Annotated in this window: 17 protein-coding genes and 1 tRNA gene; 10 read left to right on the forward strand and 8 right to left on the reverse strand. The window is 68.0% G+C overall.

What is annotated here, in order from left to right:
• Positions 1-376 precede the first annotated feature (376 nt).
• Together DVK06_RS01990 and DVK06_RS01995 are read right to left on the reverse strand one after the other, a co-directional pair.
• A tRNA-Ala gene (locus DVK06_RS01990) sits at positions 377-448 on the reverse strand.
• A gap of 81 nt (positions 449-529) precedes the next feature.
• The gene (locus tag DVK06_RS01995) at positions 530-1,090 is read right to left on the reverse strand and encodes an SRPBCC family protein (RefSeq protein WP_121599108.1); all 561 of its coding nucleotides are present in this window, start codon (positions 1,088-1,090) and stop codon (positions 530-532) included.
• A 533-nt stretch (positions 1,091-1,623) separates the two neighbouring features.
• On the opposite strand from DVK06_RS01995, the gene DVK06_RS02000 reads away from it, so the two are divergent.
• Entirely contained in the window at positions 1,624-3,726 is a 2,103-nt protein-coding gene (locus tag DVK06_RS02000) for an ABC transporter ATP-binding protein (protein ID WP_121599109.1), read from the forward strand.
• A 22-nt stretch (positions 3,727-3,748) separates the two neighbouring features.
• On the opposite strand, the gene gltB is transcribed toward DVK06_RS02000, so the two are convergent.
• The 4 genes from gltB to DVK06_RS02015 form a co-directional block, all read right to left on the reverse strand.
• Complete coding sequence (gene gltB / locus DVK06_RS02005) at positions 3,749-8,449, reverse strand: glutamate synthase large subunit (protein WP_121599110.1); 4,701 nt, start codon at positions 8,447-8,449, stop codon at positions 3,749-3,751.
• A gap of 233 nt (positions 8,450-8,682) precedes the next feature.
• Positions 8,683-8,850, reverse strand: a complete 168-nt coding sequence (locus tag DVK06_RS18860; protein WP_167551913.1) for an HEWD family protein — start codon at positions 8,848-8,850, stop codon at positions 8,683-8,685.
• Between the two features lie 108 nt (positions 8,851-8,958).
• Positions 8,959-10,491, reverse strand: a complete 1,533-nt coding sequence (locus DVK06_RS02010) for a hypothetical protein (RefSeq protein ID WP_233561591.1) — start codon at positions 10,489-10,491, stop codon at positions 8,959-8,961.
• Positions 10,492-12,451: 1,960 nt separating this feature from the next.
• On the reverse strand, positions 12,452-13,135 hold the full coding sequence (locus DVK06_RS02015; RefSeq protein ID WP_053771510.1) for a DUF6517 family protein: 684 nt from the start codon (positions 13,133-13,135) through the stop codon (positions 12,452-12,454).
• 140 nt (positions 13,136-13,275) lie between these two features.
• On the opposite strand from DVK06_RS02015, the gene DVK06_RS02020 reads away from it, so the two are divergent.
• Positions 13,276-14,016, forward strand: a complete 741-nt coding sequence (locus DVK06_RS02020) for a hypothetical protein (protein WP_121599111.1) — start codon at positions 13,276-13,278, stop codon at positions 14,014-14,016.
• A gap of 66 nt (positions 14,017-14,082) precedes the next feature.
• Here DVK06_RS02020 and DVK06_RS02025 read toward each other — a convergent pair whose 3' ends face one another.
• A complete protein-coding gene (locus DVK06_RS02025; protein ID WP_121599112.1) occupies positions 14,083-14,592 on the reverse strand; it encodes a hypothetical protein in 510 nt (169 codons plus the stop codon).
• 92 nt (positions 14,593-14,684) lie between these two features.
• Positions 14,685-16,031 (reverse strand): alkaline phosphatase family protein, encoded by a 1,347-nt coding sequence (locus tag DVK06_RS02030; protein ID WP_121599113.1) that lies wholly within the window; start codon positions 16,029-16,031, stop codon positions 14,685-14,687.
• Positions 16,032-16,210: 179 nt separating this feature from the next.
• Here DVK06_RS02030 and DVK06_RS02035 point away from each other — a divergent pair, with 179 nt between their 5' ends.
• The 8 genes from DVK06_RS02035 (at position 16,211) to artA (ending at position 23,094) form a co-directional block, all read left to right on the forward strand.
• Positions 16,211-17,119 carry a PhzF family phenazine biosynthesis protein gene (locus tag DVK06_RS02035; RefSeq protein ID WP_121599114.1) on the forward strand — a complete coding sequence of 303 codons (909 nt, stop codon included), beginning with the start codon at positions 16,211-16,213 and terminating at the stop codon, positions 17,117-17,119.
• 61 nt (positions 17,120-17,180) lie between these two features.
• Positions 17,181-17,375, forward strand: coding sequence for a hypothetical protein (locus DVK06_RS02040; RefSeq protein WP_053771515.1), 195 nt, complete (start codon positions 17,181-17,183; stop codon positions 17,373-17,375).
• A 96-nt stretch (positions 17,376-17,471) separates the two neighbouring features.
• Positions 17,472-18,422: a calcium/sodium antiporter gene (locus DVK06_RS02045; protein ID WP_121599115.1), complete on the forward strand. Its 951-nt coding sequence runs from the start codon at positions 17,472-17,474 to the stop codon at positions 18,420-18,422.
• A gap of 96 nt (positions 18,423-18,518) precedes the next feature.
• Complete coding sequence (locus DVK06_RS02050) at positions 18,519-19,970, forward strand: D-aminoacyl-tRNA deacylase (RefSeq protein WP_121599116.1); 1,452 nt, start codon at positions 18,519-18,521, stop codon at positions 19,968-19,970.
• 146 nt (positions 19,971-20,116) lie between these two features.
• Positions 20,117-21,274 carry a cell division protein FtsZ gene (gene ftsZ, locus DVK06_RS02055; protein ID WP_053771518.1) on the forward strand — a complete coding sequence of 386 codons (1,158 nt, stop codon included), beginning with the start codon at positions 20,117-20,119 and terminating at the stop codon, positions 21,272-21,274.
• 107 nt (positions 21,275-21,381) lie between these two features.
• The gene (locus tag DVK06_RS02060; RefSeq protein ID WP_006628863.1) at positions 21,382-21,558 is read left to right on the forward strand and encodes a protein translocase SEC61 complex subunit gamma; all 177 of its coding nucleotides are present in this window, start codon (positions 21,382-21,384) and stop codon (positions 21,556-21,558) included.
• Positions 21,558-22,010: a transcription elongation factor Spt5 gene (locus DVK06_RS02065; RefSeq protein ID WP_004598345.1), complete on the forward strand. Its 453-nt coding sequence runs from the start codon at positions 21,558-21,560 to the stop codon at positions 22,008-22,010. The genes DVK06_RS02060 and DVK06_RS02065 overlap by 1 nt, the downstream gene beginning before the upstream one ends.
• Positions 22,011-22,131: 121 nt before the next feature.
• Positions 22,132-23,094, forward strand: a complete 963-nt coding sequence (artA, locus tag DVK06_RS02070; RefSeq protein WP_053771519.1) for an archaeosortase A — start codon at positions 22,132-22,134, stop codon at positions 23,092-23,094.
• The last annotated feature ends 8 nt before the right edge of the window (positions 23,095-23,102 follow it).

The raw sequence follows: 23,102 nt of genomic DNA on the forward strand, positions 1-23,102 counted from the left end.
CTGGTAGGTTCAGATCCCTGCCCGGTACATATTCGCGCCGCTCGCGACGTTGCTCGCGGCGCAAAAACATGGACTCGCGGGGGTCCCGCGAGCGAACGCAGTGAGCGAGTGGGGCCACGCGAGGGAACGACTAAGCGAACGAAGTGAGCGCAGGAGTGGACTCGCGGGGATTTGAACCAGAACCAGACGTGCTCGCTCGCGTCGCTCGCTGCGCGCGACTGGTAGTGTTCAAATCCTCCGCTCGGCACATGTTCGCGCCGCTCGCGACGTTGCTCGCGGCGCAAAAACATGGACTCGCGGGGGTCCCGCGAGCGAACGCAGTGAGCGAGTGGGGCCACGCGAGGGAACGACTAAGCGAACGAAGTGAGCGCAGGAGTGGACTCGCGGGGATTTGAACCCCGGGCCTTCCCCGTGCCAGGGGGATGATCTACCACTGATCTACGAGCCCGCGAACGCATCCGTTCGTTCCCCGCTGGATATATTAAGGCCTTCGACTCGCCGACGCGAGGCGGACCCGATCCGGAGCGCGTCAGATCCGGTCGGAGTCGACGTACACGTCGAGGTCCACGTTCCGTCTCGACCCCTCCAAGTCCTGAACGGCGCGTTCGACGACGCGCTCGGCCTCGTCTCTGATCAGCGGGATCGCCTTCTTCAACACCCAGTCGAACGAGACGAGCCGCGGCAGGTCGAGCGCGTCGGAGCTGGCGGAGCCCGGATCGAACTCGACTTCGAGCGCGACCTCGCAGGGGGCGTCGTCGCTTCGATCGGCGTCGTCGCTCGTGTCGTCGCCCGCGTCGTCGCTCGTCGCGGGCGTCACCCGCCAGCAGCCGCCGGCGTCGATGTCTTTCGTGATCTCCCAGTCGATGCGGGCGGGCGGGTCGACGCCGGTCACCTCCGAACGAGCGGTGTAGGAGATCTTCCACCACGCGAACGTGAGCGCGTACCGGGTCCCGGGCCCGCCGTCGCCGGTGACCGTGCGGACCTCGCGGAGGTACTCCGAGTAGTTCGCGTACTGCGGGAAGTCCAGCAGGAACTCGTACACCTCCTCGGGATCGGCGTACACCTCCGTTCGCACGACGAGTTCGTCCACGTACCCGGGTTCGCGCGGCGCTTATTAAACGGACCGGCGACGGTACGTGTTCGGCGTTTCCGCAGTGATCGGTGTCGGATCCTCACCCGCTCGGTGGTACTCGAGCGACCTCGGGATGACGGAGTACTCCTCCAAAGCCCCAGTCTCTCGCTCGTACGGATTTGGCTTCCCTGCGGCGAACACCGCCAAAGCCCCAGCCGCGAGGACTCGCGCGGCTTGCTGCGCTCCTCGCTCACTCCGTTCGCTGTGGTGCTTACTGCGCCGTGCTTCGTCCTCGCGGCTGCCCCTTTGAGTCCCACCCCGCACCGCGACCGCACCTCACGCCTCCCCAGCCTCGTCGGGCGCCATCGCTTCGCTCGGCGCCCGACTCCCTCGCGCGTGCTCCTCGCGTCCGTCGGACGCTCGGAGGCACGCGCCACCGCTCCCAGAAAGGAATTCCTGAACCGCGAGGAGGCGAAAGGGCGCGATCAGCGGAACCCGGAACGGGCCGCCGAAGCCGCCGGATACATGCGGGTCGCGGCGCTCGTACGCCCATGGCTGCCGACGAGCGCAACGCCTTCGAAGTGTACCGCGACCGGGTTGATCGCCCCCTCGGACGGCTGTTCCGCGAGTACGGGGCCTCCGAGGCCCACTGGCTCGCGGTCGGGATGGTCGCCAACATCGTCGCCCGGGTGGCGGGGCTGATCCCGCCGGTCGTCCTCGGCGTCGCGATCGACGCCGTCTTCACCGGCACTGGCCCCTACACGCTCCCGATCGTTCCGGACGCGTGGCTCCCCACCAAAGACGGCGCGCAGTTCCGCCTCTCCGTGCTGCTCATCTTCGGGTCGTTCGTCGTGACGGGCGTGTTCACGTACGTCTACGGCATCGCGGCGAACAACTTCGCGCACCGCGTGATGCACGCGGTCCGCACCGACTCCTTCGACCAGATGCAGCGGCTCGACATGACCTTCTTCGACGACAAACAGACCGGCGAGGTCATGTCCGTCCTCAACAACGACGCCTCGAACCTGGAAGTCTTCCTGGACAACGCCCTCCAGAACTCCGCCCGCCTCGGCGTGATGCTGGTCGGGATCGCGGGCGTCCTCGTCTACTACAACTACGAGCTAGCGGTCGTCACCCTCGCCGCGATCCCGCTCATGCTCCTCTTCACGGTGTGGTTCATGCGCGCTGTCGAGCCGCGGTACACCGCCCAACGGTCCGTCGTCGGCGACCTCAACACCGCCCTCGAGAACGCGCTGTCGGGCGTCGAGCTGGTGAAGACCTCCAACACGGAGGCCCACGAGAGCGATCGCGTGGAGGACGCCTCGTTCTCGTACTTTCAGCGGACGATGTCGATCCTCCGGCTCAACTACGTCTACCGCCCCGGGATGGAACTGCTCGCCGGGCTCGCCTTCGCCGCCACCTTCGCGGTCGGCGGCTACTGGCTCGCGAACGGCCCGCCGGGCCCGTTCTCCACGGAGCTGACCGTCGGGACGTTCGTCACTTTCGTCCTCCTCACCCAGCAGTTCGTCGCCCCGCTCGCCGAGGTCTCGAACATCATCGACCAGTACGAGAACGCGAAGGCCTCCTGCGAGCGCGTGTTCGGGCTGCGCGACATCCCGGTCCGCATCGAGGACGCCGACGACGCGGTCGAACTCGGCGGCGGTGCCGAAAGCGACGGCGGTGCCGAAAGCGACGGCGGGGCCCGAAACGACGGCGGCGTGACGCCGGCCGGCGACACCGACCGCGGCGGCGTCGCGGGCGCGGTCGAGTACGACGACGTCTCCTTCGCGTACCCCGAGAACGCCCTCGTCGACCCCGCGGACGCCGAGGAGGAGGTCCTCAGCGGCGTCTCCTTCGCCGCCGACCCGGGCGACACCGTCGCCCTCGTCGGCCCGACCGGCGCCGGGAAGTCGACGCTGCTCAAGCTCCTCCTCCGGCTGTACGACGTGACCGACGGCGCGATCCGCGTCGACGGCCACGACGTGCGCGACGTGACCGCCGAGAGCCTCCGCTCGTCCGTGGGCTACGTCGCGCAGGACACCACGCTGTTCGACGGCACCATCGCCGAGAACATCCGCTACGGCCGGTTCACGCGGATCGAGGAGGCGGGCGCCGAGGGCCTCGACGAGGACGAGGTCCGAGAGCGCGTGGTCGAGGCCGCGAAGGCCGCGGAGGCCCACGAGTTCATCTCGTCGCTGCCGAACGGCTACGAGACGCGGATCGGCGAGCGCGGCGTGAAGCTCTCCGGCGGCCAGCGCCAGCGACTCGCCATCGCGCGGGTCGTCCTCCAAGACCCCGCGATACTCATCCTCGACGAGGCGACCTCCGCCGTCGACACCGAGACCGAGATGCTGATCCAGCGCTCGCTCGACCGGCTCGCCGCCGACCGCACCACCTTCGTCATCGCGCACCGCCTCTCGACGGTCACCGACGCCGACACCGCGCTCGTGTTGGAGGACGGCGGGGTCGTCGAGCGCGGCACCCACGACGAACTGCTCGCCGCGGACGGGCTCTACGCGAAGCTCTGGGGCGTTCAGGCCGGCGAGATAGACGAACTGCCGGAGGAGTTCGTCGAGCGCGCCCGCGAGCGCCACGTCGACCGCGCGGTCGAGCGGGCGACCGAGAGCGAGGTCGACCCGGAGACGCTGGAGTAGCGGGCGGCGCTCGTTTCGCGGCTCAGTCGTCGCTCGACACCTGGCCGGTCGCGTCGGCGTCGGCGCCCGGCACGGCGGCGGCGGGCGCGGGCGGCTCGTCGCGCACGTCGACGCCCGTGCCCTCCGCGATGACCTCCGCGTACGCGTCGGGGAAGACGCGGACGAAGTCGTCGAGCGCGGCCTCCCAGTCGTCGAGGAGGTCGGCCGCGCGCTCGCTGTCGGTGTACGCGCGGTGGTTCTCGACGAGCCGGCGGAGCATACGCTCGTCCGACCCCTCCAGCGTCTCGGAGACCGACACCATCCCGCGGTTGACGCGGTCGTCGAGGCGGTCGTCGGGGTCGTACACGTAGGCGATGCCGCCGGACATCCCGGCCGCGAAGTTGCGGCCCGTGTCGCCGAGGACGGCGACGACGCCGCCGGTCATGTACTCGCAGCCGTGGTCGCCCACGCCCTCGACGACCGCTTTCACGCCCGAGTTGCGGACGCCGAAGCGCTCGCCGGCGACGCCGTTGACGTACATCTCGCCGTCGGTGGCGCCGTACAGACAGACGTTGCCGGCGACGACGTTCTCGGTCGGGTCGTACGCCGCCTCGGCGGGCGTGTCGATCACGAGCCGCCCGCCGGAGAGCCCCTTGCCGACGTAGTCGTTGGCGGCGCCCGACAGTTCCATCGTGATCCCCGGCGCGAGGAACGCGCCGAAGCTCTGCCCGGCCTCGCCGTCGAACCGGCAGGAGATAGTGTCGTCCGGGAGCCCCTCGCCGCCGTGTTCGGAGACGACGCGGTTCGAGAGCGTGGCGCCGACCGCGCGGTCGACGTTGCGCACGTCGCGGGTGAGCGCGACCGGCGCGCCGTCCTCGATGGCGGGCGCGGCCTCCTCGATGAGGTCCCAGTCGAGCAGGTCGTCGATACCGCCGTGGGCCTGCTCGCGGACCTTGGTGCGGGACTCGCCCGCGGGCTCGGCGATGACCGCCGAGAGGTCGAGGTGCTTCGCCTTCTCGTGGTCGGTGTCGCGCTGGGCGAGCAGCTCGGGGCGGCCGATGAACTCCTCAAGCTCCGTGTACCCCTGCTCGGCCATGATCTCGCGCAGCTCCTGCGCGATGAACGTCATGTAGTTGATGACGTGGTCCGGCTGGCCGGGGAACCGCTGGCGGAGGTCCTCCCGCTGGGTGGCGACGCCGACCGGACAGGTGTTCTCGTGGCACTGCCGGGCCATCACGCAGCCCGCGGTGACGAGCGACGCGGTGCCGAAGACGTACTCCTCGGCGCCGAGGGCGGCCGCGACCGCGACGTCGCGGCCGGTCCGCAGCCCGCCGTCCGCGGAGACGCGAATGCGGTCACGGAGCCCGGTGGCGCGGAGCATCTGGTTCGCCTCCGCGAGCCCGAGCTCCCACGGCAGGCCGGCGTTCTTGATCGAGGTCTTCGGCGAGGCGCCGGTGCCGCCGTCGTGGCCGGAGACGTGGACCACGTCGGCGTTCGCCTTCGCGACGCCGGCCGCGATGGTCCCGATGCCGGCCTCCGAGACCAGCTTCACGTTGACGTCGGCCTCGGGGCTCGCGGCCTTCAGGTCGAAGATGAGCTGCTTGAGGTCCTCGATCGAGTAGATGTCGTGCTGGGGCGGCGGCGAGATGAGCCCGACGCCCGGCGTGGAACACCGGACGTGCGCGATCATCTCGTTTACCTTCTTGCCCGGGAGGTGGCCGCCCTCGCCGGGCTTCGAGCCCTGCGCCATCTTGATCTGGAGCTCATCGGCGCTCGCGAGGTACTCGGAGGTGACGCCGAAGCGGCCGGAGGCGACCTGCTTGACGGTACACTCCTTCTCGGTGTCGAACCGCTCGGGCGGCTCGCCGCCCTCGCCGGTGTTCGACTTCGCGCCCAGCCGGTTCATCGCGATGGCGTTGTTCTCGTGGGCCTCCGGCGAGATGCTCCCGAGGCTCATCGCGGCCGTCGAGAAGCGCTCGACGATCGACTCGACGGGCTCGACCTCCTCGACCGGGACGGGGTCGCGGTCGGAGTCGAACTCCAAGAGCCCGCGCAGCGACTGGAGCTCCTCGGTCTGGTCGTTCACCAGCTCCGCGAACTCTTGGTACTGCTCGTAGTCGCCGCCGCGGACGGCCTGCTGGAGGGTGCCGACCGTCTGGGGGTTCCAGCCGTGTTTCACGCCGGACGAGCGGTGCTCGTACTCGCCGATCGTCTCCAGTTCGGGGTCGGCGCCGAACGCCATCACGTGGCGCGTGCGCAGGTCGTCTTCGATCTGCTCGATCCCGATCCCCTCGGTGCGGATCTCGGTCCCCTCGAAGTACTCGGCGACGAACTCGGAGTCGAGCCCGACCGCCTCGAAGATCTGGGCGCCCTGGTACGACTCCATCGTCGAGATGCCCATCTTCGCCATCGTCTTGAGGAGGCCGTCCTCCAGCGCGTGGCGGTACGCGGCGAGCGCCTCGTCCTCGTCGGCGCCGTCCGGCCCGGCGACCACGTCGGCGATGGAGGCGTACGCGAGGTACGGGTCGACGGCGTCGGCGCCGTAGCCGACGAGCGTCGCGAGGTGGTGGACCTCGTGGGGCTCGGCGGACTCGACGACCACGCCCGCGCGGTTGCGGAGCCCCTTGCGGACGAGGTGGTGATGGACCGCGCCGGTCGCGAGCAGGCTCGGCACCGCCAGGCGGTCCGGGCCCACCGCGCGGTCCGAGAGGACGACCACATCGGCGCCGTCCTCGATGGCGGCCGCGGCGTCCTCGCGGACCCGGTTGACGGCGTCGACGAGCGACCCGTCGCGGTCGTAGGTGACGTCGACGACGACGGAGGTGAAGCCGGGGCGGTCGGCGGCCCCGTCCGCGTCGCCCGGGCTCCGCTCGCCCGGTCCGGGCAGGTCCCGGAGGGCGGTCGTCTCGGCGTCCGTCAGGACCGGGGAGTCGGCGACGATCTGCTCTGCGTGCTCCGGCGTCTCGTCGAGGAGGTTGCGCTGGTTGCCGATGCGCGTCTCAAGCGAGGTGACGAGCTCCTCGCGGATGTAGTCGATCGGCGGGTTCGACACCTGCGCGAACAGTTGCTTGAAGTAGGTGAACAGCGGGCGGTCCACGTCGGCCAGCACCGAGAGCGGCGTGTCGTCGCCCATGGAGCCGACCGGGTCCTTCCCGTCCTTCGCCATCGGCTCGACGAGGTGGTTCAGCGAGTCGGTCGTGTAGCCGAACGCGGCCTGGTGGGCGCGGACGGTGGGTTCCGCGTCCACGTCGTCGGCGTCGTCGCCCTCGTCGACCGAGTCCGCGCCGATCCCGGCCGCGGCGTCGTCCTCCTCGGTGAGCGCGTCGAGGTCGACTTGGCCGTCCTCGACCCACTCGCCGTACTTCTCGTCGGTGAGCGCCTCGAACACCTCGTCGTCGGGGACGATCCGGCCCGCCTCGGGGTCGGCGACGAAGATTTCACCGGGCTGGAGGCGGCCCCGACGGCGCACGTCCGCGGGCTCGGTCGGGAGCGCGCCGACCTCGCTGCCGACGACGAGGCGGTCGTCCGTCGTCACCTCGTAGCGACACGGGCGGAGCCCGTTGCGGTCCAAGACGCCGGCGACGCGTTCGCCGTCGAAGCCGATGACGAGGGCGGGACCGTCCCACGGCTCGACGAGGGAGGCGTGGTAGTCGTAGAAGTCCGCGCGGTCGTCGTCCATCAGGTCGTCGCCGCGGAACGCCTCCGGGATCAGCATCCGGAGCGCGTGCGGAAGGTCGCGGTCGGTATGGAGGAGCAGTTCGAGCGCGTTGTCGACGCTCGCGGTGTCCGACTGGTTCGGGTCGTCGATCACCGGCTTGATCGTGTCGAGTTCGGCCCCGAACGCCGGGTGTTCGAGGTCGTTCTCGCGGGCCCGCATCCAGTTGACGTTGCCGCGGATCGTGTTGAACTCGCCGTTGTGGACGATGTTGCGGTACGGGTGCGCGAGGTGCCACGCGCCGAGCGTGTTCGTCGAGAACCGCGCGTGGACCAAGGCGACGTGGCTCGCGAAGCGCTCGTCCGCCAAGTCGGGGTAGTAGTCAGCGAGCTGCGAGCCCTTCAGCAGGCCCTTGTAGACGACGCGCTGGCGGTCGAGCGAGCAGACGTAGAAGCGCCCCGCGCCGTCGACCTCCGAGACGGCGTTCTCGATCTCGCGGCGGGCCGCGTACAGCGCGCGGTCGAACCCGAGCAGGTCCGGGTCGGCGTCGTCGGGGCGGTTCCCCTCGCTAGTGAACCGCTGGGCGAGCCCCGCGCCCTCGACGGGCGCGACGAACACCTGCGACACCTCGGGCTCGGAGTCGAGCGCCGTGGCGCCGAGGTCGGCGTTGTCGGTGGGCACCGAGCGCCACGCGAGCACCTCCAGCCCGTAGACGGCGCACACCTCGGCGATGACGTCGTGGATCTCCGCCTGGACGCCCGGCTCCGGCGGCATGAACACGGAGCCGACAGCGTACTCCTCGGGGAGGTCGGCGTCGACGACGTCGCGGAAGAACTCGTCCGGCCGCGCGACCATGATCCCCGCGCCGTCGCCGGTGTTCTCCTCGGCGCCGGTCGTCCCGCGGTGTTCGAGGTTTTCGAGCAGTTCGACCGCGTCCGCGACGGTGTCGTGCGACGGCGCGCCGTCGAGGTCAACGACACCGCCGATGCCGCAGTTCGACCGGTCGTCCGTCGGTGCCGCGAGCCCCCCCTCCTGACCCGAGGACTCCGAGTCGCGTACGCCCCGGGTGGTACTACGTGACTTGGTCATACACCTCCCTACGGATGAACAGTTAAAGGTATGACCCTGATAGGGGTAGGATCCATCGTACACACATTAGGGAATATAAGGTAATTATTCATCACGGGTGGTGAACAGATGACACACCACCAAAACCAGACAGAACTATCGGATTTTCAGTCCGATAATTGACGGAATACCCCATAACACACCGCGAACGTTTCAATCTATCCGAGTAGAGTGGTGAAACGTCCAGCTCGAAATTACTCTCGAAGAGGGACGAACGAGCCGTTGATGTCCCACTCGTGGATACAGTAGACGTTACCGGGGTCGTCCGCGATCCGCCACCCCTCCACCTCGTCGTCCCATCGCTCCTCGCGCCCGCAGAGTTCGCACGCGCGCTCCTTCGGCGGTGTGATGGTCACGCCCATGACCGAACGGAAGGCATCAGCGACGAAAAACGTACCGACGGTCGGCCACCACGGAACTGTATCGCGACGCGATCCGACGGCTCGTCCGAACGACGGCGACGCCCGCGCTCACGCCCCGCTCCCGCGGCGCCGGGCGAGCAGCGACGCCCCGGCCACCGCCGCGAGCGACGCGGCGGGCCCGAACCCGGGGAGGTCGTACGCGGTCGATCGGATCGGCGCGTCGTCGTAGCCCAGATCGCTCGCATCGGCCTCGTCCGAAGGCGGTTCGCCGGACACAGACGATTCCCGGAACTCGCCCGAGTCGCCGGGGGCGGCCGACGTCGCACCGCCGCCATCACCGGTCTCGGTGTCGCTCGACGGTCCGTTCTCGCCGTCGCCCGGCCGTCCGTTCTCGGGGCGGGAGTTCGCCGCCGCGGAACCGTCTGGCCCGGGTTCGAGCCCGCCAGGTCCGGAAAGCTCCGCCGGTCCCGCGGCCGGCGGGATCTCGGACGCTCCGGGGGCGATCGATACGCCGACGCCCGGCGGCCGCGACGGCCGGCCGAGATCCGAGCCGGTCGGTCCGTCGGGTCCGTTGTTACCGCCGGCATCGGTGGCGGCAGCGTCGTCGGGCCCGACGGAGCCGTCCGGACCGTCAGCCGAACCAGTGTCGGGGGACCCACCCGTAATCGAACTGCTACCGGCCGATCCGCCACCGGTTGAGCCACCATCGGTCGAACCGCTACCTGCCGAACCGCCGCCGGCCGAGCCACCATCGGTCGAGGCGCCGCTCGTGTCTGAGGTGGTCGGCGCACCGGGCTGACCCGACGACCCCGTCGCGACCGACGCGGTCGTCTGGGTGGAATCGGCGGTCGATTCGGCGCTCGTTTCCTCCGCAGCCGGATCTGCGACGTAGGTCAGCCCGGTCGTCACGCGGTGCCTGTCGTCCGCCGCGGTCCGGCGGAGTCGATCGTCGTCCACCCGAAAGGCGGCCTCGAACGTCTCCCCGGGGTCGGGGATCGTCTCGGTTCCGAACGCGCGGTCGCCGGCGACGACGAGGTACAGGCCGTTCCGGTCGAGGTGGACTGCGGACTCGTTCGGCGTGTGACCGATCCCGCCCCCGTCAGACCCGTTACTTGCGTCCGTGGCCGTCGGTTGGACCCCGAATTCGAGGCCGTCGAGTCGGTCGAGATCCGCGCCACGCTCCAGTGATCCGTTCGCGGTCGCCGCGAGGCCCGTGAGCCCCGTCGCGTTCACCGCGTACACGACGGTGTCGTTCGCAGTCGCGGTCGTCGCCTCGGTGAGCGTTCCGTCGGCGATCGCCTCCCGGACCGCGGTCGCGTGCTCGAAGTCGTCGGGACCAATTGCTTGCGTCGTGTACGCGGTTAGATTGTTCGTCGATCGGGGTTCCACGGTGACCGTGGCGGTGTCGTTGGCAACCTCGGTGCCGTGTTCCGACCGGAGTGTGAGGTCGTAGGTCCCGGGAGTGAGCGACCCGGAGTCCCCGTTGACCGACTCGACGCCGATACCGGTGCCTGCCGTGACGAAGTCCGACCGGGATTCAGTCGACGCGTATGTGTTAATCGTGACGGGTGTCGGGCCTGTCTTGTTGGTTGTCAGGTTGAGTGTTGTAGAAGAATTACCATCCGTACTAGAAAATGTCATATCTAATTTTGGTACACTATGAGACAGAGAGATCCGCATTGGACTTCCATAGTTTGACTCTTCAGTAATATTCTTCAGAGTAACGCGTTTTCTGTCCTCTCCAATAATTTCAAACTTCTCTGAATTCCCTCTATCTGAGTGGACGTAGTATGTGCCAGTAGAGAGCGTTGACGTATTATATCCGACTTGTTGGGAATTGTTCAACTGTGTTCCTATGGATACAATCCGAGAGTTTCCGTCCTTCCCTACTTTATGAAGCTCAACAGACCTCGGATTTGATGTGGAATTAAACAGAACTGTTTGTCCGGAGTATACGGGCGTGTTTATAGACTGATTGCGGTTGATTTGGACGGTATCTGTATTTGACCCAGTTGTGTGAACAGACTCAATGATAATTACTCCCCCATCGGCGACGCCATCAGAGACAAACTGTTGATTAAGATCAGAGTTCCGAAGCGGTTCCGCCTTTTTTACAGATACCCAGTTACCAGCACTATGTCCTAGTGCTAATTGAATGGACGCAGCATATCGGTTGCTACGGAAAATTCCACTTTGTGAGGCTGTGGTATTGAAATTGAGAGGGATATCCTCACTCCATCCCGTTAGAACTCTTGAGCGAGCAATAACTTGATCATGTAGGATATGACCAGTTGAATTGACAGGGTGTAGTGAAATTATGTATGGAGTCTCATCGTTGATCGTGTCTGAGACCTTAGCTCTGGAGATAACGATGGTCTCTGTTTGTGGTTTATTATATGACGAATTATTGAAATTTATATAGGAATTAACTACTCGACCACTAGCGGATGAAAGAGCTAATTCGGTTACCTTAGTGGGTAAATAATCTCCAATGTCATAATCTGAAGTATCAATCGAAGAGTTAGCTATGAGATATCCAGTGACATTTCCACCAGGGTTGGACAGATCAACAGAAATAGAATCTTCGCTCATAAGAACCTCTTTACGAAGATTTTGAACACCGATTATTTCGTTATGTTCTCGTTTTGTGATGAATAGGGTTGAATTTGTGTTCCCGCTGAGATTATCAACAGTTACACCGACAGCCGTCCGGAAGTCCCGATGGAGTTGTGTTGACCCGGTCGCTTGATTGTGAATTCGGATATTACCATCTATTATTTGAAATGAGCTTGTACTCTTTCGTTCGGTAAGGTTGGTAGATGAGAAATCAGTCTTGTTAGTGACTGTGATTGGATATCTTATGTTTCTCGAAAGTTGTGCCTCATCTGTGTTAATTCCAGATATTTGGACAGAGTCAATATGTATTGAGCGACTCGATCTATTCGGCCGTATCGTAGCGGCTAGGAGAGTCGTATCTTCAGTATCTAATTGTGAGGTATTAATTACGGATCCGTTTTGGATACCATTGATTGACATTGAAACTGAAGAAGTGTCTACTCCATTTGACTCAATACTAGCTAAATCCACATACAGTCTTATTTTTCCGTGAGTGTCTGATGTATTCAAAACTAGAATTTCAACATTATTTATTTTTTGCCCAGACTGACCTATTCGGATAGATTCCGGGTCACCAGTGCTGTTTAAAGTGGGTTTATGATTATTTGCTTGAGCATCAACGATGCTCGTTCCCAGTAGTACGATAACAGAACCGATCACGAAGCAAACGACAATACCGGTCCACAGCCATCGAAGCGATCGCGTCCGGATCATAGCCAACGAACCGCGGATGCCAGAGCTGTCGCTCCCGGGGCAGCACGGCGTCAGTGGTCGCCCAGCCTCCGCGAAGCGGCTCTTGTCGCACCGCGGGATCTCTTACTCGAACCGATCGGTTATAAGTGGCTTACGAAGGTGAAAGCTTCCGCTCGAAGAAATAATCGCAAGAAAGCGGCGTCGCGAGAGGGCTGCTTCGTAGAAATTCACGGGCGATGTATCCAGGGCCAGACAGAACGGGAAACGAGGACTGGGTGGTCGCCGAAGCGGGTCAGTGTTCGACCGCTTCCATCATCGCGAGCAGCTGTTCGGACTGCTCGACCTCGACCGGGTGGAGCCCCACCAGCGCGATCACGTCCTCGCTGTCCGCGTCGGCCGCCTGGTGTTGGATCGTCGTGAGGTAGAGGAGGACGGGGATGTCCTCGACCGACCCGCTCTGGCCGTTCGAGCCCTCGACGTCCGCGCTAACGGTCGTTTCGAAGACGGAGATGGTCGCCTCCTGATCGAGGATCGTCCGCGTCTCCTCGCCCCGCGCCTCGATGTCGTCCGTCTGGATGTCGGCGTTGCCGCCGCCGACGTCCTGCTGGTTGACCTGGTTGAGGAGCCGGCGGATGAGCTCGGCGCCCTCCACTCGGACGAGCGGATTGACCGACTGGCCGGCGACCGACGCGTTCGGGGTGCTCGCCACGAACAACGCCGACTGGGTCGTCGGGTTGACGTACCGGGCGACCCACGTCGTCGCCGTCACCCGCGCGTTCACGCCCGTGACGTTGAACTCGCGGTCGATGCTGAACGACTCCGGCTCCTGACCGTTGTATCCGGAGTCACTGTACGCGCTCTCCGGGACGCGCGCCGGTTCCGCGTCGAACTCGTAGCTCCCGTCCTCGCCGGCGCATCCCGCGACCGCGACCGACGCCGAGGCAGCCATCGCGGCGAGCAGTCCACGTCGTTTCATACGTACGGGTAGGTCCACACAGTTCTTTAACACTATCGGCGAGGGTATCGGCCGCGAGAACGTCGGGGTCGAAGGCACAAAGTTCACGTCGGGGCGTGCGCGACGTGAGGCAAATGGAACGCCGAGGACAAACCGGGCTGGTGGAAGCGCTCTTCTTAGACGTTGTTCGCCTCCACGAGACGTGGATGGAGGTGGTCTTCCCCCGACAGCTCGACCCGAGCGCCGTCCTGGGAAAGTGGAAGCCCGAGACGACGGTTCAGTCGGTCGGCTACTACCTCTGGGCGGTGCTCGGCGCGCCGCTCGTCGCGGTCGCGTACCCGCTGTTGCTCGTCGGGTTCGCCACGCGCTACTACGCGGCGAAGCTCGACTCGGCGGTCACCCGGATCGGCGTCGCCGGTGCGGTGCTCGTCGCCGCCGTCGTCTGGGGGACGCTGACCGTCATCACCCACCTCCAACTCCCGTTCGACGCGGTGATCGCGGTCGGCGCCGCGAGCGCGGTAGCGGTCGTCTCGGCCGCGCTCGCCGCCGGCTTCTCGAAGCTGGGCGGACGGTTCGTCAGCGTCCTGCTTGCGTACCCGTTCGCCATGACGACGCTGTTCCTGCCGCCGGTCGTCGCCGCGCTCGTCACGCCGACGCTGGAGGAACTGATCTTACCGCCGAGCTACGACCTCGCGCGGTGGATCCTCGACACGTTCCTCTCGGTGGGCGGCATAAACGAGATGCTTCGAGGCGCGTTCGACCTGGAGACGTTCGGCGAGCAGTGGGGGCTCCCCGGGCTGGGCTACGTGCTGATGTGGATCGGGATCTCGGTGCCGCTCGGGTGGTTCCTCGGCCTGCTCGTCGCGCTGGCGAACCTGATCCGGCCGGCCGACGACGCCTGATCGGGTCGGGGGTCGCCTGAATCGGAGCGACCGTCAGTCGGCTGAACCGGATCGGTCGTCGATCGATCAGTTCTCGGGTTCGTATCCCTCGCTGGCCGCCTCGAACGACGACGCCGAGCGCTCGGTCTCCCGGCGTCGCTCGCGCTCGGCGATCGCCTCGGGGTCCGGTCTCGCGTCGTCGTCGATCCGAGCGATCGAGTTGTGGACCTTGGCGTGACACCAGCGACACAGGCCGACCGTGATCTCGTGGGAGCCGTCGCCGCCGTACGAGAGGTGGTGTTCCTCGACGAGCGGCCGGGAGTCGTCGTGGGCCAGGCGCACGTCCGCCAGCCCGCACCGGGCGCAGGTCTTCGCGTCGGTCGTCGACCGGTAGTGCGGGCACGCGCGCCACGCGCCGTCGGCGCCGACGTGGCAGTCGTAGCCGTCGGCGCGGCGGGCCGCCGCGAACTCGGGGTCGTCTCCGGACCGCGTCAGCGCGAAGCGACACCGACCGTCGTCGGTGAGGTGGTCGCAGACGCCGGCGACCGCGTAGGGGTCGTCGACGCCGACAGGAGTCCCGTCGGGGGTGCGCTCCATACCGGCAGGTAGGGGCGGACTCACTTCAATTCGGTCGCCTGAAGGCGGGAACGGAGCAGCGAGGGAGACGCGGCGGCCGGGGTGCCGACGGCTCAGACGAGGCTGGCGCCGTCGAAGTCGGTGCGGCCGTATTCCACGTCGAGGAGTCGGAGGAGGGTCGGGGCGACGTCGAGGAGGTCCGCGTCCTCGACCGTCGCGTCCGGGTGGTCGACGAACAGCGCGGCGTCGTCGAAGGCGTGCATCCCGGACCGTGGACCGTCGGGATCGAACACCTCGTCGTGCGGGCGGAACCCGGACTTGAGGTCGAACCCGTCGTTCGGGAGGACGACGAGGTCGGGCGCGATGGCGGCGTGATCGCCGCGGAACACCGTCTCGCGGTCGACGACGCGGTCGGCGACGGGATCGCCGTCGGGGCCGGTCCACGACTCCAGCGCCTCGCGCAGCTCGGCGCGCGTCTCCTCGTACTCGGACTCGGGGACGACGCCGTTCGGCTCGCGGCCCTCCACGTTGAGGTAGAAGCGGCCGGGGACGAGCGAGTACGCGCGGGTGTCGTCGGTGACGTCGCCGAGCGCCTCGTGGTCGTCGCCGTCGTAGGAGAGCCACCCCTCGCGTTCGAGCCACTCGTTACAGTAGACGTCGTACCGGAGGCGGCGGAACCCGTGCGTGGAGCCGACGACGAGGGTGACGTCGTCCGGGAGCGCCTCGCGGATCGAGCCGACGTGCTCGTCGAGCGCGGCGTGGAAGGCAAGCAGCTCCTCGCGGTACGTCCCGCTGTCCTCGTAGTCGCCCCAGAGGAAGTGGTTGACGCGGTCGGGGGCGGTGAAGACGCCGACGAAGAGGTCCCAGTCGTCCCGCTCGACGTAGCGCTCGAAGGCCGCGGCGCGCGCGTCGAGGGTCTCGCGGGCGTGCTCTATGAACGCCGTCTTGTCCGGCTTGTGGCCGAGCTTCGCGTTGACCGACAGTCGATAGTCGCTGCCGGTCAGGTACTCGCGGAGCTCCTCGGGGGTGGCCGCCGCGTCGAGGTCGGGCGAGAGGTAGCCGGAGACCATCCGCTGGACGGTCCGCTGCGGCGGGAACGTGACGGGGACGTTCATCACGGTCGCGTCGAGGTCCGCCTCGGTCGCTCGGTCCCACACCCGGGGTGCCTGGACGTCGCGCCCCATCGGCACGTAGGTGTCGTAAGACCCCACCTCGCGGTCCTGAAAGCCGTACACGCCCGTCTCGCCGGGGTTTTTCCCCGTCGTCAGGCTCGGCCAGCACGCGCTCGACTCCGCCGGCACGATGCTGTCGATCCGTCCCCCACCGCCCTCGTCCGCGATCGCCGACAGCGCCGGGAACGTCTCCGGGTTGTCGGCGACGAGCCGGTACGAGAGGCCGTCGATCCCGATGAACGCCACCCGCGGCGTGTCGCTCCCTCGCAGCCGGTCGAAGAGACCCATACACACTCATCCGCGGTCGAGGGCAAAAGGATTGACATCGGACGCGCCGCGAAACTCCGGGTCGCCGCCCGCGAGAGGCGGGGGTCGTCGGCGCCCGAGGGGCGGCTCGTCTGTTCGCGAGGCCCGGACCGCCGACCGGCTCGGGAGGGTTTTTGTCCGTGACTCGCGGAGGGGCCGGCATGGAACACAGACGCGCGATGCTCGTCGACGCGTTCGCCGCGGAGCCGCTGGCCGGGAACGCCGCCGGCGTCGTCCCCGACGCCGAGGGGCTGAGCGACGGCCAACTGGCCGCGGTCGCCGCCGAGCTCGGCGCTTCGGAGACCGCGTTCCTGACCGACGGCGACGACGCGGCCGACGACCGGCTCCGCTACTTCTCGCCGACCACGGAGGTCGACCTCTGCGGCCACGCCACGATAGCGACCTACGGCGCCCTGTTCGCCGAGGGGGCGATCGACGGCGGCGAGCGTACGCTCCGCACGAACGTCGGCGACCTCACCGTCTCGGTCGACGACGACGGCACCGTCTGGATGCGACAGCAGGCGCCGAGCGTCGAGGTCGTCGACGTCGACCTCGACCGGGTGGCGGCCGCGCTCGGCGTCGACCCCGCCGCGCTGCGCGACGTCGGCGCGGACCTCCCCGTCGCGGTCGCGTCGACCGGCCTGCCGTTCCTCGTCGTCCCGGTGAACTTCTTGGAGCGGCTGGGCGAGGCGGATCCGGACGACGACGCGGTCGAAGCGCTCTCGGAGGCGTTCGACGTCGCGGGCGTGTACGCGTTCTCCTTCGACGCGCTCGACGCGGACTCGACGCTCCACGGCCGGGCGTTCGTCCCGTCGCTCGGCATCCCGGAGGACCCGGTCACGGGGACCGCGAGCGGCGCGGTCGGGGGGTACCTCCGCCACGTCGACGCCTTCGACGGGGACGAGCCCGACGAGCTCCGGTTCGAACAGGGGCACTTCCTCGACCGGCCCGGGCACGTCCGCGTTCGCGTGGAGGCGGACGGGGTCCGCGTCGGCGGGCGGGCGACTGTCGCGCTCGACGGGGAGATCCGGATCCCCGACGACGAGGACGACGAGATCATCGAGGCCTGATGCGCCGGAACGCGGGCGTCCGAGACAGAACGTTTAGGATCGCTCGCGACGTACGGCGGGTATGAAGTTCGACCTTCCACGCGCGGCAGCGGTCCTCGTACTGATCGTCGCGGTCGGCGCCGGCGGCCTCATCGGCGCGAACATGATGCCGCTCCGGACGACGCTGATGATGGTCGTCCCGTCGATGCTCGTCTTCGGGGCGCTCGCGTTCGCGATCGGCGTGAAACACGGCGAGTTCCGGGCCGGACACGCCTGACCCGGGGCGGGCGGCGAGCGGCGATCGACCGGTGACGACGCCCCCGAGCGACCGGGGATCACGACCCTTTTGAAACGCCGTTGCGAACCGGGAGCCGTGCTGCCCGGGTCGCCACTCCTCGAACTGCTGTTGATCGTCGGCGGCGTCGCCCTCCTGTACGCCGGCGCCGAACTGCTCGTCACCGGCGCGCGGGACCTCGCGCTCGCCGTGGGGCTGAAGGCGTCGACCGTCGGCGTCACGGTCGTGGCGTTCGCGACGACCGCCCCGGAGCTGTTCGTCTCGCTGCTCGGCGCCGTCACGGTGTCGACCGACATCGGGCTCGGCGCCATCGTCGGCTCGAACATCGCGAACATCGGGCTCGTACTGGGCGTCTCCGCGCTCATCCGCCCGCTCGACGTCTCCGACACCGTGTTCCGCCGAGACGTTCCGTTCATGGTGTTGGCAGCGCTGCTGCTCGTCGCGCTCGGCTGGGACGGCCGGATCGGTCTGGTCGACGGCTCGGTGCTGCTCGCAACGCTCGCCGCGTTCACGGCCGCGGTCCTGCGGCGCGTTCAGGCGAACCAGTCGGCGATCTCCGACAGCGAGCGCGACGGCATGCCGGACGCGGAGGTGCGCGACGCCGCGGCGGTCGTCGGAGGGATCACCGCGCTCGTCCTCGGCTCCCGGTGGCTGATCGACGGGAGCGAGTCGCTGCTGGCGGCCGCCGGGTTCTCCGACATCTTCATCGGGCTCACGGTGCTGGCGCTGGGGACGTCGCTGCCGGAGCTGGCCGCCAGCGTCGTGGCCGCGGTGCGCGGCCAGGCGGAGTTCAGCGTCGGCAACGTCGTCGGGTCGAACATCTACAACATCCTCGCGGTCATCGGGATCGTCGCGGTGGTGACGCCCGTCGGCGTCGCCCCCGGCGTCCGCGGCTTCGAGTTCCCCGCGCTGCTCGCGTTCACGGCCGGAATCGTCGCGATAATGGCGTACCGCGAGCGGATCACCCGACTCGACGGCGCCGTTCTCACCGTCGGGTACGGGGTCTTCGTGTACCTGTTACTTCCGTAGCACGGCGTGCCCGGTTCCGGTCGGGGCGTCCGCGGCGGGGCGGCTTCTGGGGTCGGAACCGACGGGTATTCGGTCGCGGGCGGCCGAGCCGATGCCGTGATAGCGATCGTCGTCAGCCGGGCCGACAGCGCCTCGGCGCACATCGGGGAGCGGCTGCTGGAGGTCGGCGACTGGACGGCGCGCGAGGACGGCTCGCGCCCCGACGCCGACGGGGGCGGGACCTACTACCGGACGGAGGGGTTCGAGCTCCGCGAGTTCGACGACCTCCACATCCGGCTGTCCGACCCGACCGCGGCCTTCGACTGCGACCCCGCGTTCCTCGCGTTTGTCTCCAGGCACTCGGGCGAGACCGGGCGACTCCTCACCGCGCACGTCACCGGGAACTTCGGCGGCGCCGAGTACGGCGGCGAGCCGGAGTCGCTGGCGCGGGCCGCGCCGGGCGCCGAGAAGCGCGTCGTGGAGGCGCTCGCCCGGCGCGCGCCCGACGGGTACGAGGTCGGCATCGAGTGTACCCACCACGGCCCGACCGACGTCGCCGTCCCGTCGCTGTTCGTCGAACTGGGGTCCGACGGGCCGCAGTGGGAGGACCCGGACGCGGCCCGGGCGGTCGCGCGGGCGGTCCTCGACCTGCGGGGGACCGGCGCGGACCTGACTGCGGACGGCGACCCCGCGGCGACCGACGCGGGCGACGCCGGGAACCGACCCCGCCACGTCGTCGGCTTCGGCGGGGGCCACTACGCGCCGCGGTTCACCCGGATCGTTCGCGAGACCGAGTGGGCCGTGGGGCACGTCGGCGCCGACTGGGCGCTCGGAGAGCTCGGCGCGCCCGACGCCAACCGCCGCGTGATCGAGGCCGCGTTCGAGCGGAGCCGCGCCGAGCGGGCCGTGATCGACGGCGACCGCCCCGCCCTCGCGGCGGTGATCGAGGACCTCGGGTACGGGGTGGTGAGCGAGACGTGGGTCCGCGAGGTCGGCGACGCGCCGCTCGCGCTCGTCGAACGGCTGGAGGCCGAGATGGGGTCCGTCGACGACGGCCTGCGGTTCGGCGCGGTCGCGCTCGGCGACGGCGCGCTCGACCCCGACTCGGAAGCGGTCGACGGCGATAGCGACGCGGTCCGCGTCCGGGACCTCCCGGCGGACCTGCTCGCGCGGGCCCAGGGGCTCGACGCGGACGCGGCGCGCGCGACGGTCGAGCGCGCCGCCGTCGCGTTCGACACGGAGCAGGGCGGCACGCGGGCGGCCGGGCGCGTCGCGTTCGCGACGGCCCCGGAGGCGCCGGGCTACGCGGACCTGATCGAGGGGCTGGTCGACGTGCTTGAAACGGGGTACGACGCGGTCGAGGTGTCGCCGGAGGGGGGCGCGGTGGTCGCCCGGGAGACGGCGTTCGACCCGGCGCTGGCAGCCGAGCGAGGCGTCCCGGAGGGACCGGCGTTCGGGCGGTTGGCCGACGGAGAGGCCGTCGAGGTCGACGGGGAGACCGTCGGGCCGGACGAGGTGTCGCGGACGCGCGCGGACCGGTTCCCGATCGACGGCGACGCGCTCGACTGATTTATAAGAATCGTCGCGTTCGGCGGGCGCGGGCACGGCGCCCGTACTTTCGCCGGTCGACGGCGGACGCCGGTGATTTCGGCGTCCGACTCGCGTCAGACGAACGGGCAAAAATAAATACGTCCGGGTCGCAACCTCACCACATAATGGACTCCATCGTTGAGGACGCCATCGACGAAGCCGAAGAGGCCCCCGCAGACGACGCCGGGGGAGCCGGCGAGAGCGCCGCCGGGGGGAGCGCCGGCGCGCCGCCGCAGACGGGGACGATGACCGACGACGAGCTACAGGACGTCCTCCAGGATCTCCAGACGAACATCACGGTCGTCGGCTGCGGGGGGGCCGGCGGCAACACGGTCAACCGCATGACCGAGGAGGGGATCCACGGCGCGAAGCTGGTCGCCGCCAACACCGACGTCCAGCACCTCGTCAACATCGAGGCCGACACGAAGATCCTGATGGGCCAGCAGAAGACGCAGGGCCGCGGCGCCGGCTCCCTCCCGCAGGTGGGCGAGGAGGCGGCCATCGAGTCCCAAGAGGAGATCCAGGACGCCATCGACGGCTCCGACATGGTGTTCGTCACCGCCGGGCTCGGCGGCGGCACCGGGACCGGCTCGGCGCCGGTCGTCGCGAAGGCGGCCCGCGAGTCCGGGGCGCTCACCATCGCCATCGTCACGACGCCGTTCACCGCCGAGGGCGAGGTCCGCCGGACGAACGCCGAGGCCGGCCTCGAACGCCTCCGCGACGTGAGCGACACGGTCATCGTCGTCCCCAACGACCGCCTGCTCGACGCGGTCGGGAAGCTCCCCGTCCGGCAGGCGTTCAAGGTGTCCGACGAGGTGCTGATGCGCTCGGTGAAGGGGATCACGGAGCTCATCACGATGCCCGGGCTCGTCAACCTCGACTTCGCCGACGTCCGCACCGTGATGGAGAAGGGCGGCGTCGCGATGATCGGCCTCGGCGAGTCCGACTCCGACTCGAAGGCGCAGGACTCGGTGAAGTCCGCGCTGCGCTCGCCGCTCTTGGACGTGGACATCTCCGGCGCGAACTCCGCGCTCGTGAACGTCACCGGGGGCACCGACATGTCCATCGAGGAGGCCGAGGGGGTCGTCGAGGAGATCTACGACCGGATCGACCCCGACGCGCGGATCATCTGGGGGACCTCGGTCGACGACGAGCTTGAGGGCGAGATGCGGACGATGATCGTCGTCACCGGCGTCGAGTCGCCGCAGATCTACGGCAGCAACGGCGAGCCGCCGGAGGGCGGCGCGCCGAGCGACGTCGAGGACATCGACTACGTGGAGTGACGGACGCCGAGCGGGCGGGTCGGTGGCCGCGCGCCGGGACGGCGCCGTCGCCGCTTCGGGGGCGCATCAAAAGGTAAAAACCGTCTCGTCTCGAATCCGCAGGTAACATGGACGTTCCGTACGACCTCAACAGCTACATTCGGGTGCTGAAGCTGGCGAGCACGCCGAGCACCGACGAGTTCCTCCAGGTGTCGAAGATCGCCGGCGCCGGGATCCTGCTCATCGGGTTCATCGGCTTCCTGATGTTCGCGATCATGAGCCTCCTCCCGGGGGTCGGCGCGTAATGCCGATCTACTCGGTCAAGACCACGGCGAGCCAAGAGCGGACGGTCGCCGACATGATCGCCGAGAAGGAGGCGCCGGAGATCCAGGCCGTCATCGCCCCCGACCAGCTCACGAGCTACGTGATGGTCGAGGCGACCGACGGGACCGCCTTCGGGCGGATCCTCGACGAGATCCCGCACGCCCGCGGCGTCATTCAGGGCGGCGACGGCCCCGCCGAGAGCCCCTTCTCCGAGGTCGAGCACTTCCTCTCGCCGACCCCGGACGTGGAGGGGATCGGCGAGGGCGACATCGTCGAGCTGATCGCGGGCCCGTTCAAGGGAGAGAAGGCGCGCGTCCAGCGGATCGACGAGGGGAAAGACCAGGTGACCGTCGAGCTGTACGAGGCGACCGTGCCGATTCCGGTGACGGTCCGCGGCGACCAGATCCGCGTGCTCGACAGCGAGGAGCGGTAGCTCCCTCCTCGCGCCGGCGGCGCGGAAACGGGGCGACGCGGTGCGCGTGACGGCGTCGGTCTGACGGCGATCTCGCGCGCAACGACAAGGGCTTTATTCGACGACGACCGACCGGACGGATATGCTCGGCCACGGCGTGCCGGCGGTGTTGAGCGTGATCCCCGACACGTTCACGTTCGCGTGGGTCGTCGCGATCCTCTTCGCGACCTCGTGGGCGCTCGACAGCCGCGGACTCGCCGCGGGGCGCGTCCTCGCGGCCGCGACGTGGGCGCTGTTCGGGCTCTTCTGGCTGTCGACGGTGCCGTACTTCGCGTTCGAGCACCAGAGCTACGTCGAGTCGATCCTCGCCCTGGTCGGCTTCCCCGCCAGCGTGTACGCGGGGTACCTCCTCTACGACGGGCGGGCGTCGCTTTTCACCCTCACCCGGGCCATCGCGATCATGTTGTTCATCTACCTCCCCTTCGAGACCATCCCGGCGTTCACCGTCGCCGGGGTCGCGGTCCCGGAGCCCCGTCGGGTCCTCATCGAGGTCGTGGCGTCACAGACCGGCGCGCTCATCGACCTCCTCGGCTACGCGCCGGAGGCGGTGGCGAGCAACGAGGGGTACGACGCGGCGTACTCGTGGACGCTCGACGACGGCCACACGGTCGTCATCCACATCGTGCTGGCGTGTACGGGGCTCGGGAGCATGGCCATCTTCGGCGGGCTCGTGGCCGCCGTCGAGGCGCCGCTCACGAGGAAGCTCCGCGCGCTCGCGGTGTCTATCCCGCTCATCTACGGGCTGAACATCCTCCGGACGACGTTCATCTCGGTCGTGTCCGGCAACCAGTACATGCACTGGTACCCGGACCTCGTGATGACGATGTTCGGCGCGACCGACCCGTACCGGGTCTCCTTCCTCATCTCCGACCGGATCATGAGCCAGCTGTTGGCGGTCGTGGCGCTCATCGCGATCACCTTCCTCGCGGTGCGCGAGCTGCCCGAGCTGGCGGTCATCCTAGAGGACGTGCTCTACCTCATCACCGGCGAGGAACACGACCTGACGGAGGCGCTCGACCTCCCGCGAGAGCCGACGAACCGGTAGCCCGGCGG

The sequence above is a fragment of the Halorubrum sp. Atlit-28R genome (genome assembly GCF_003665955.1).
In the GTDB taxonomy this organism is placed as follows: domain Archaea; phylum Halobacteriota; class Halobacteria; order Halobacteriales; family Haloferacaceae; genus Halorubrum; species Halorubrum tropicale.

Excerpts from the sequence above, each read along its gene's own strand:
- DVK06_RS02000 (WP_121599109.1), top strand. The coding sequence starts at position 1,624 with ATGGCTGCCGACGAGCGCAACGCCTTCGAAGTGTACCGCGACCGGGTT.
- gltB (WP_121599110.1), bottom strand. The coding sequence starts at position 8,449 with ATGACCAAGTCACGTAGTACCACCCGGGGCGTACGCGACTCGGAGTCC.
- DVK06_RS18860 (WP_167551913.1), bottom strand. The coding sequence starts at position 8,850 with ATGGGCGTGACCATCACACCGCCGAAGGAGCGCGCGTGCGAACTCTGC.
- DVK06_RS02010 (WP_233561591.1), bottom strand. The coding sequence starts at position 10,491 with ATGACATTTTCTAGTACGGATGGTAATTCTTCTACAACACTCAACCTG.
- DVK06_RS02015 (WP_053771510.1), bottom strand. The coding sequence starts at position 13,135 with ATGAAACGACGTGGACTGCTCGCCGCGATGGCTGCCTCGGCGTCGGTC.
- DVK06_RS02025 (WP_121599112.1), bottom strand. The coding sequence starts at position 14,592 with ATGGAGCGCACCCCCGACGGGACTCCTGTCGGCGTCGACGACCCCTAC.
- DVK06_RS02030 (WP_121599113.1), bottom strand. The coding sequence starts at position 16,031 with ATGGGTCTCTTCGACCGGCTGCGAGGGAGCGACACGCCGCGGGTGGCG.
- DVK06_RS02035 (WP_121599114.1), top strand. The coding sequence starts at position 16,211 with ATGGAACACAGACGCGCGATGCTCGTCGACGCGTTCGCCGCGGAGCCG.
- DVK06_RS02040 (WP_053771515.1), top strand. The coding sequence starts at position 17,181 with ATGAAGTTCGACCTTCCACGCGCGGCAGCGGTCCTCGTACTGATCGTC.
- ftsZ (WP_053771518.1), top strand. The coding sequence starts at position 20,117 with ATGGACTCCATCGTTGAGGACGCCATCGACGAAGCCGAAGAGGCCCCC.
- DVK06_RS02060 (WP_006628863.1), top strand. The coding sequence starts at position 21,382 with ATGGACGTTCCGTACGACCTCAACAGCTACATTCGGGTGCTGAAGCTG.
- DVK06_RS02065 (WP_004598345.1), top strand. The coding sequence starts at position 21,558 with ATGCCGATCTACTCGGTCAAGACCACGGCGAGCCAAGAGCGGACGGTC.
- artA (WP_053771519.1), top strand. The coding sequence starts at position 22,132 with ATGCTCGGCCACGGCGTGCCGGCGGTGTTGAGCGTGATCCCCGACACG.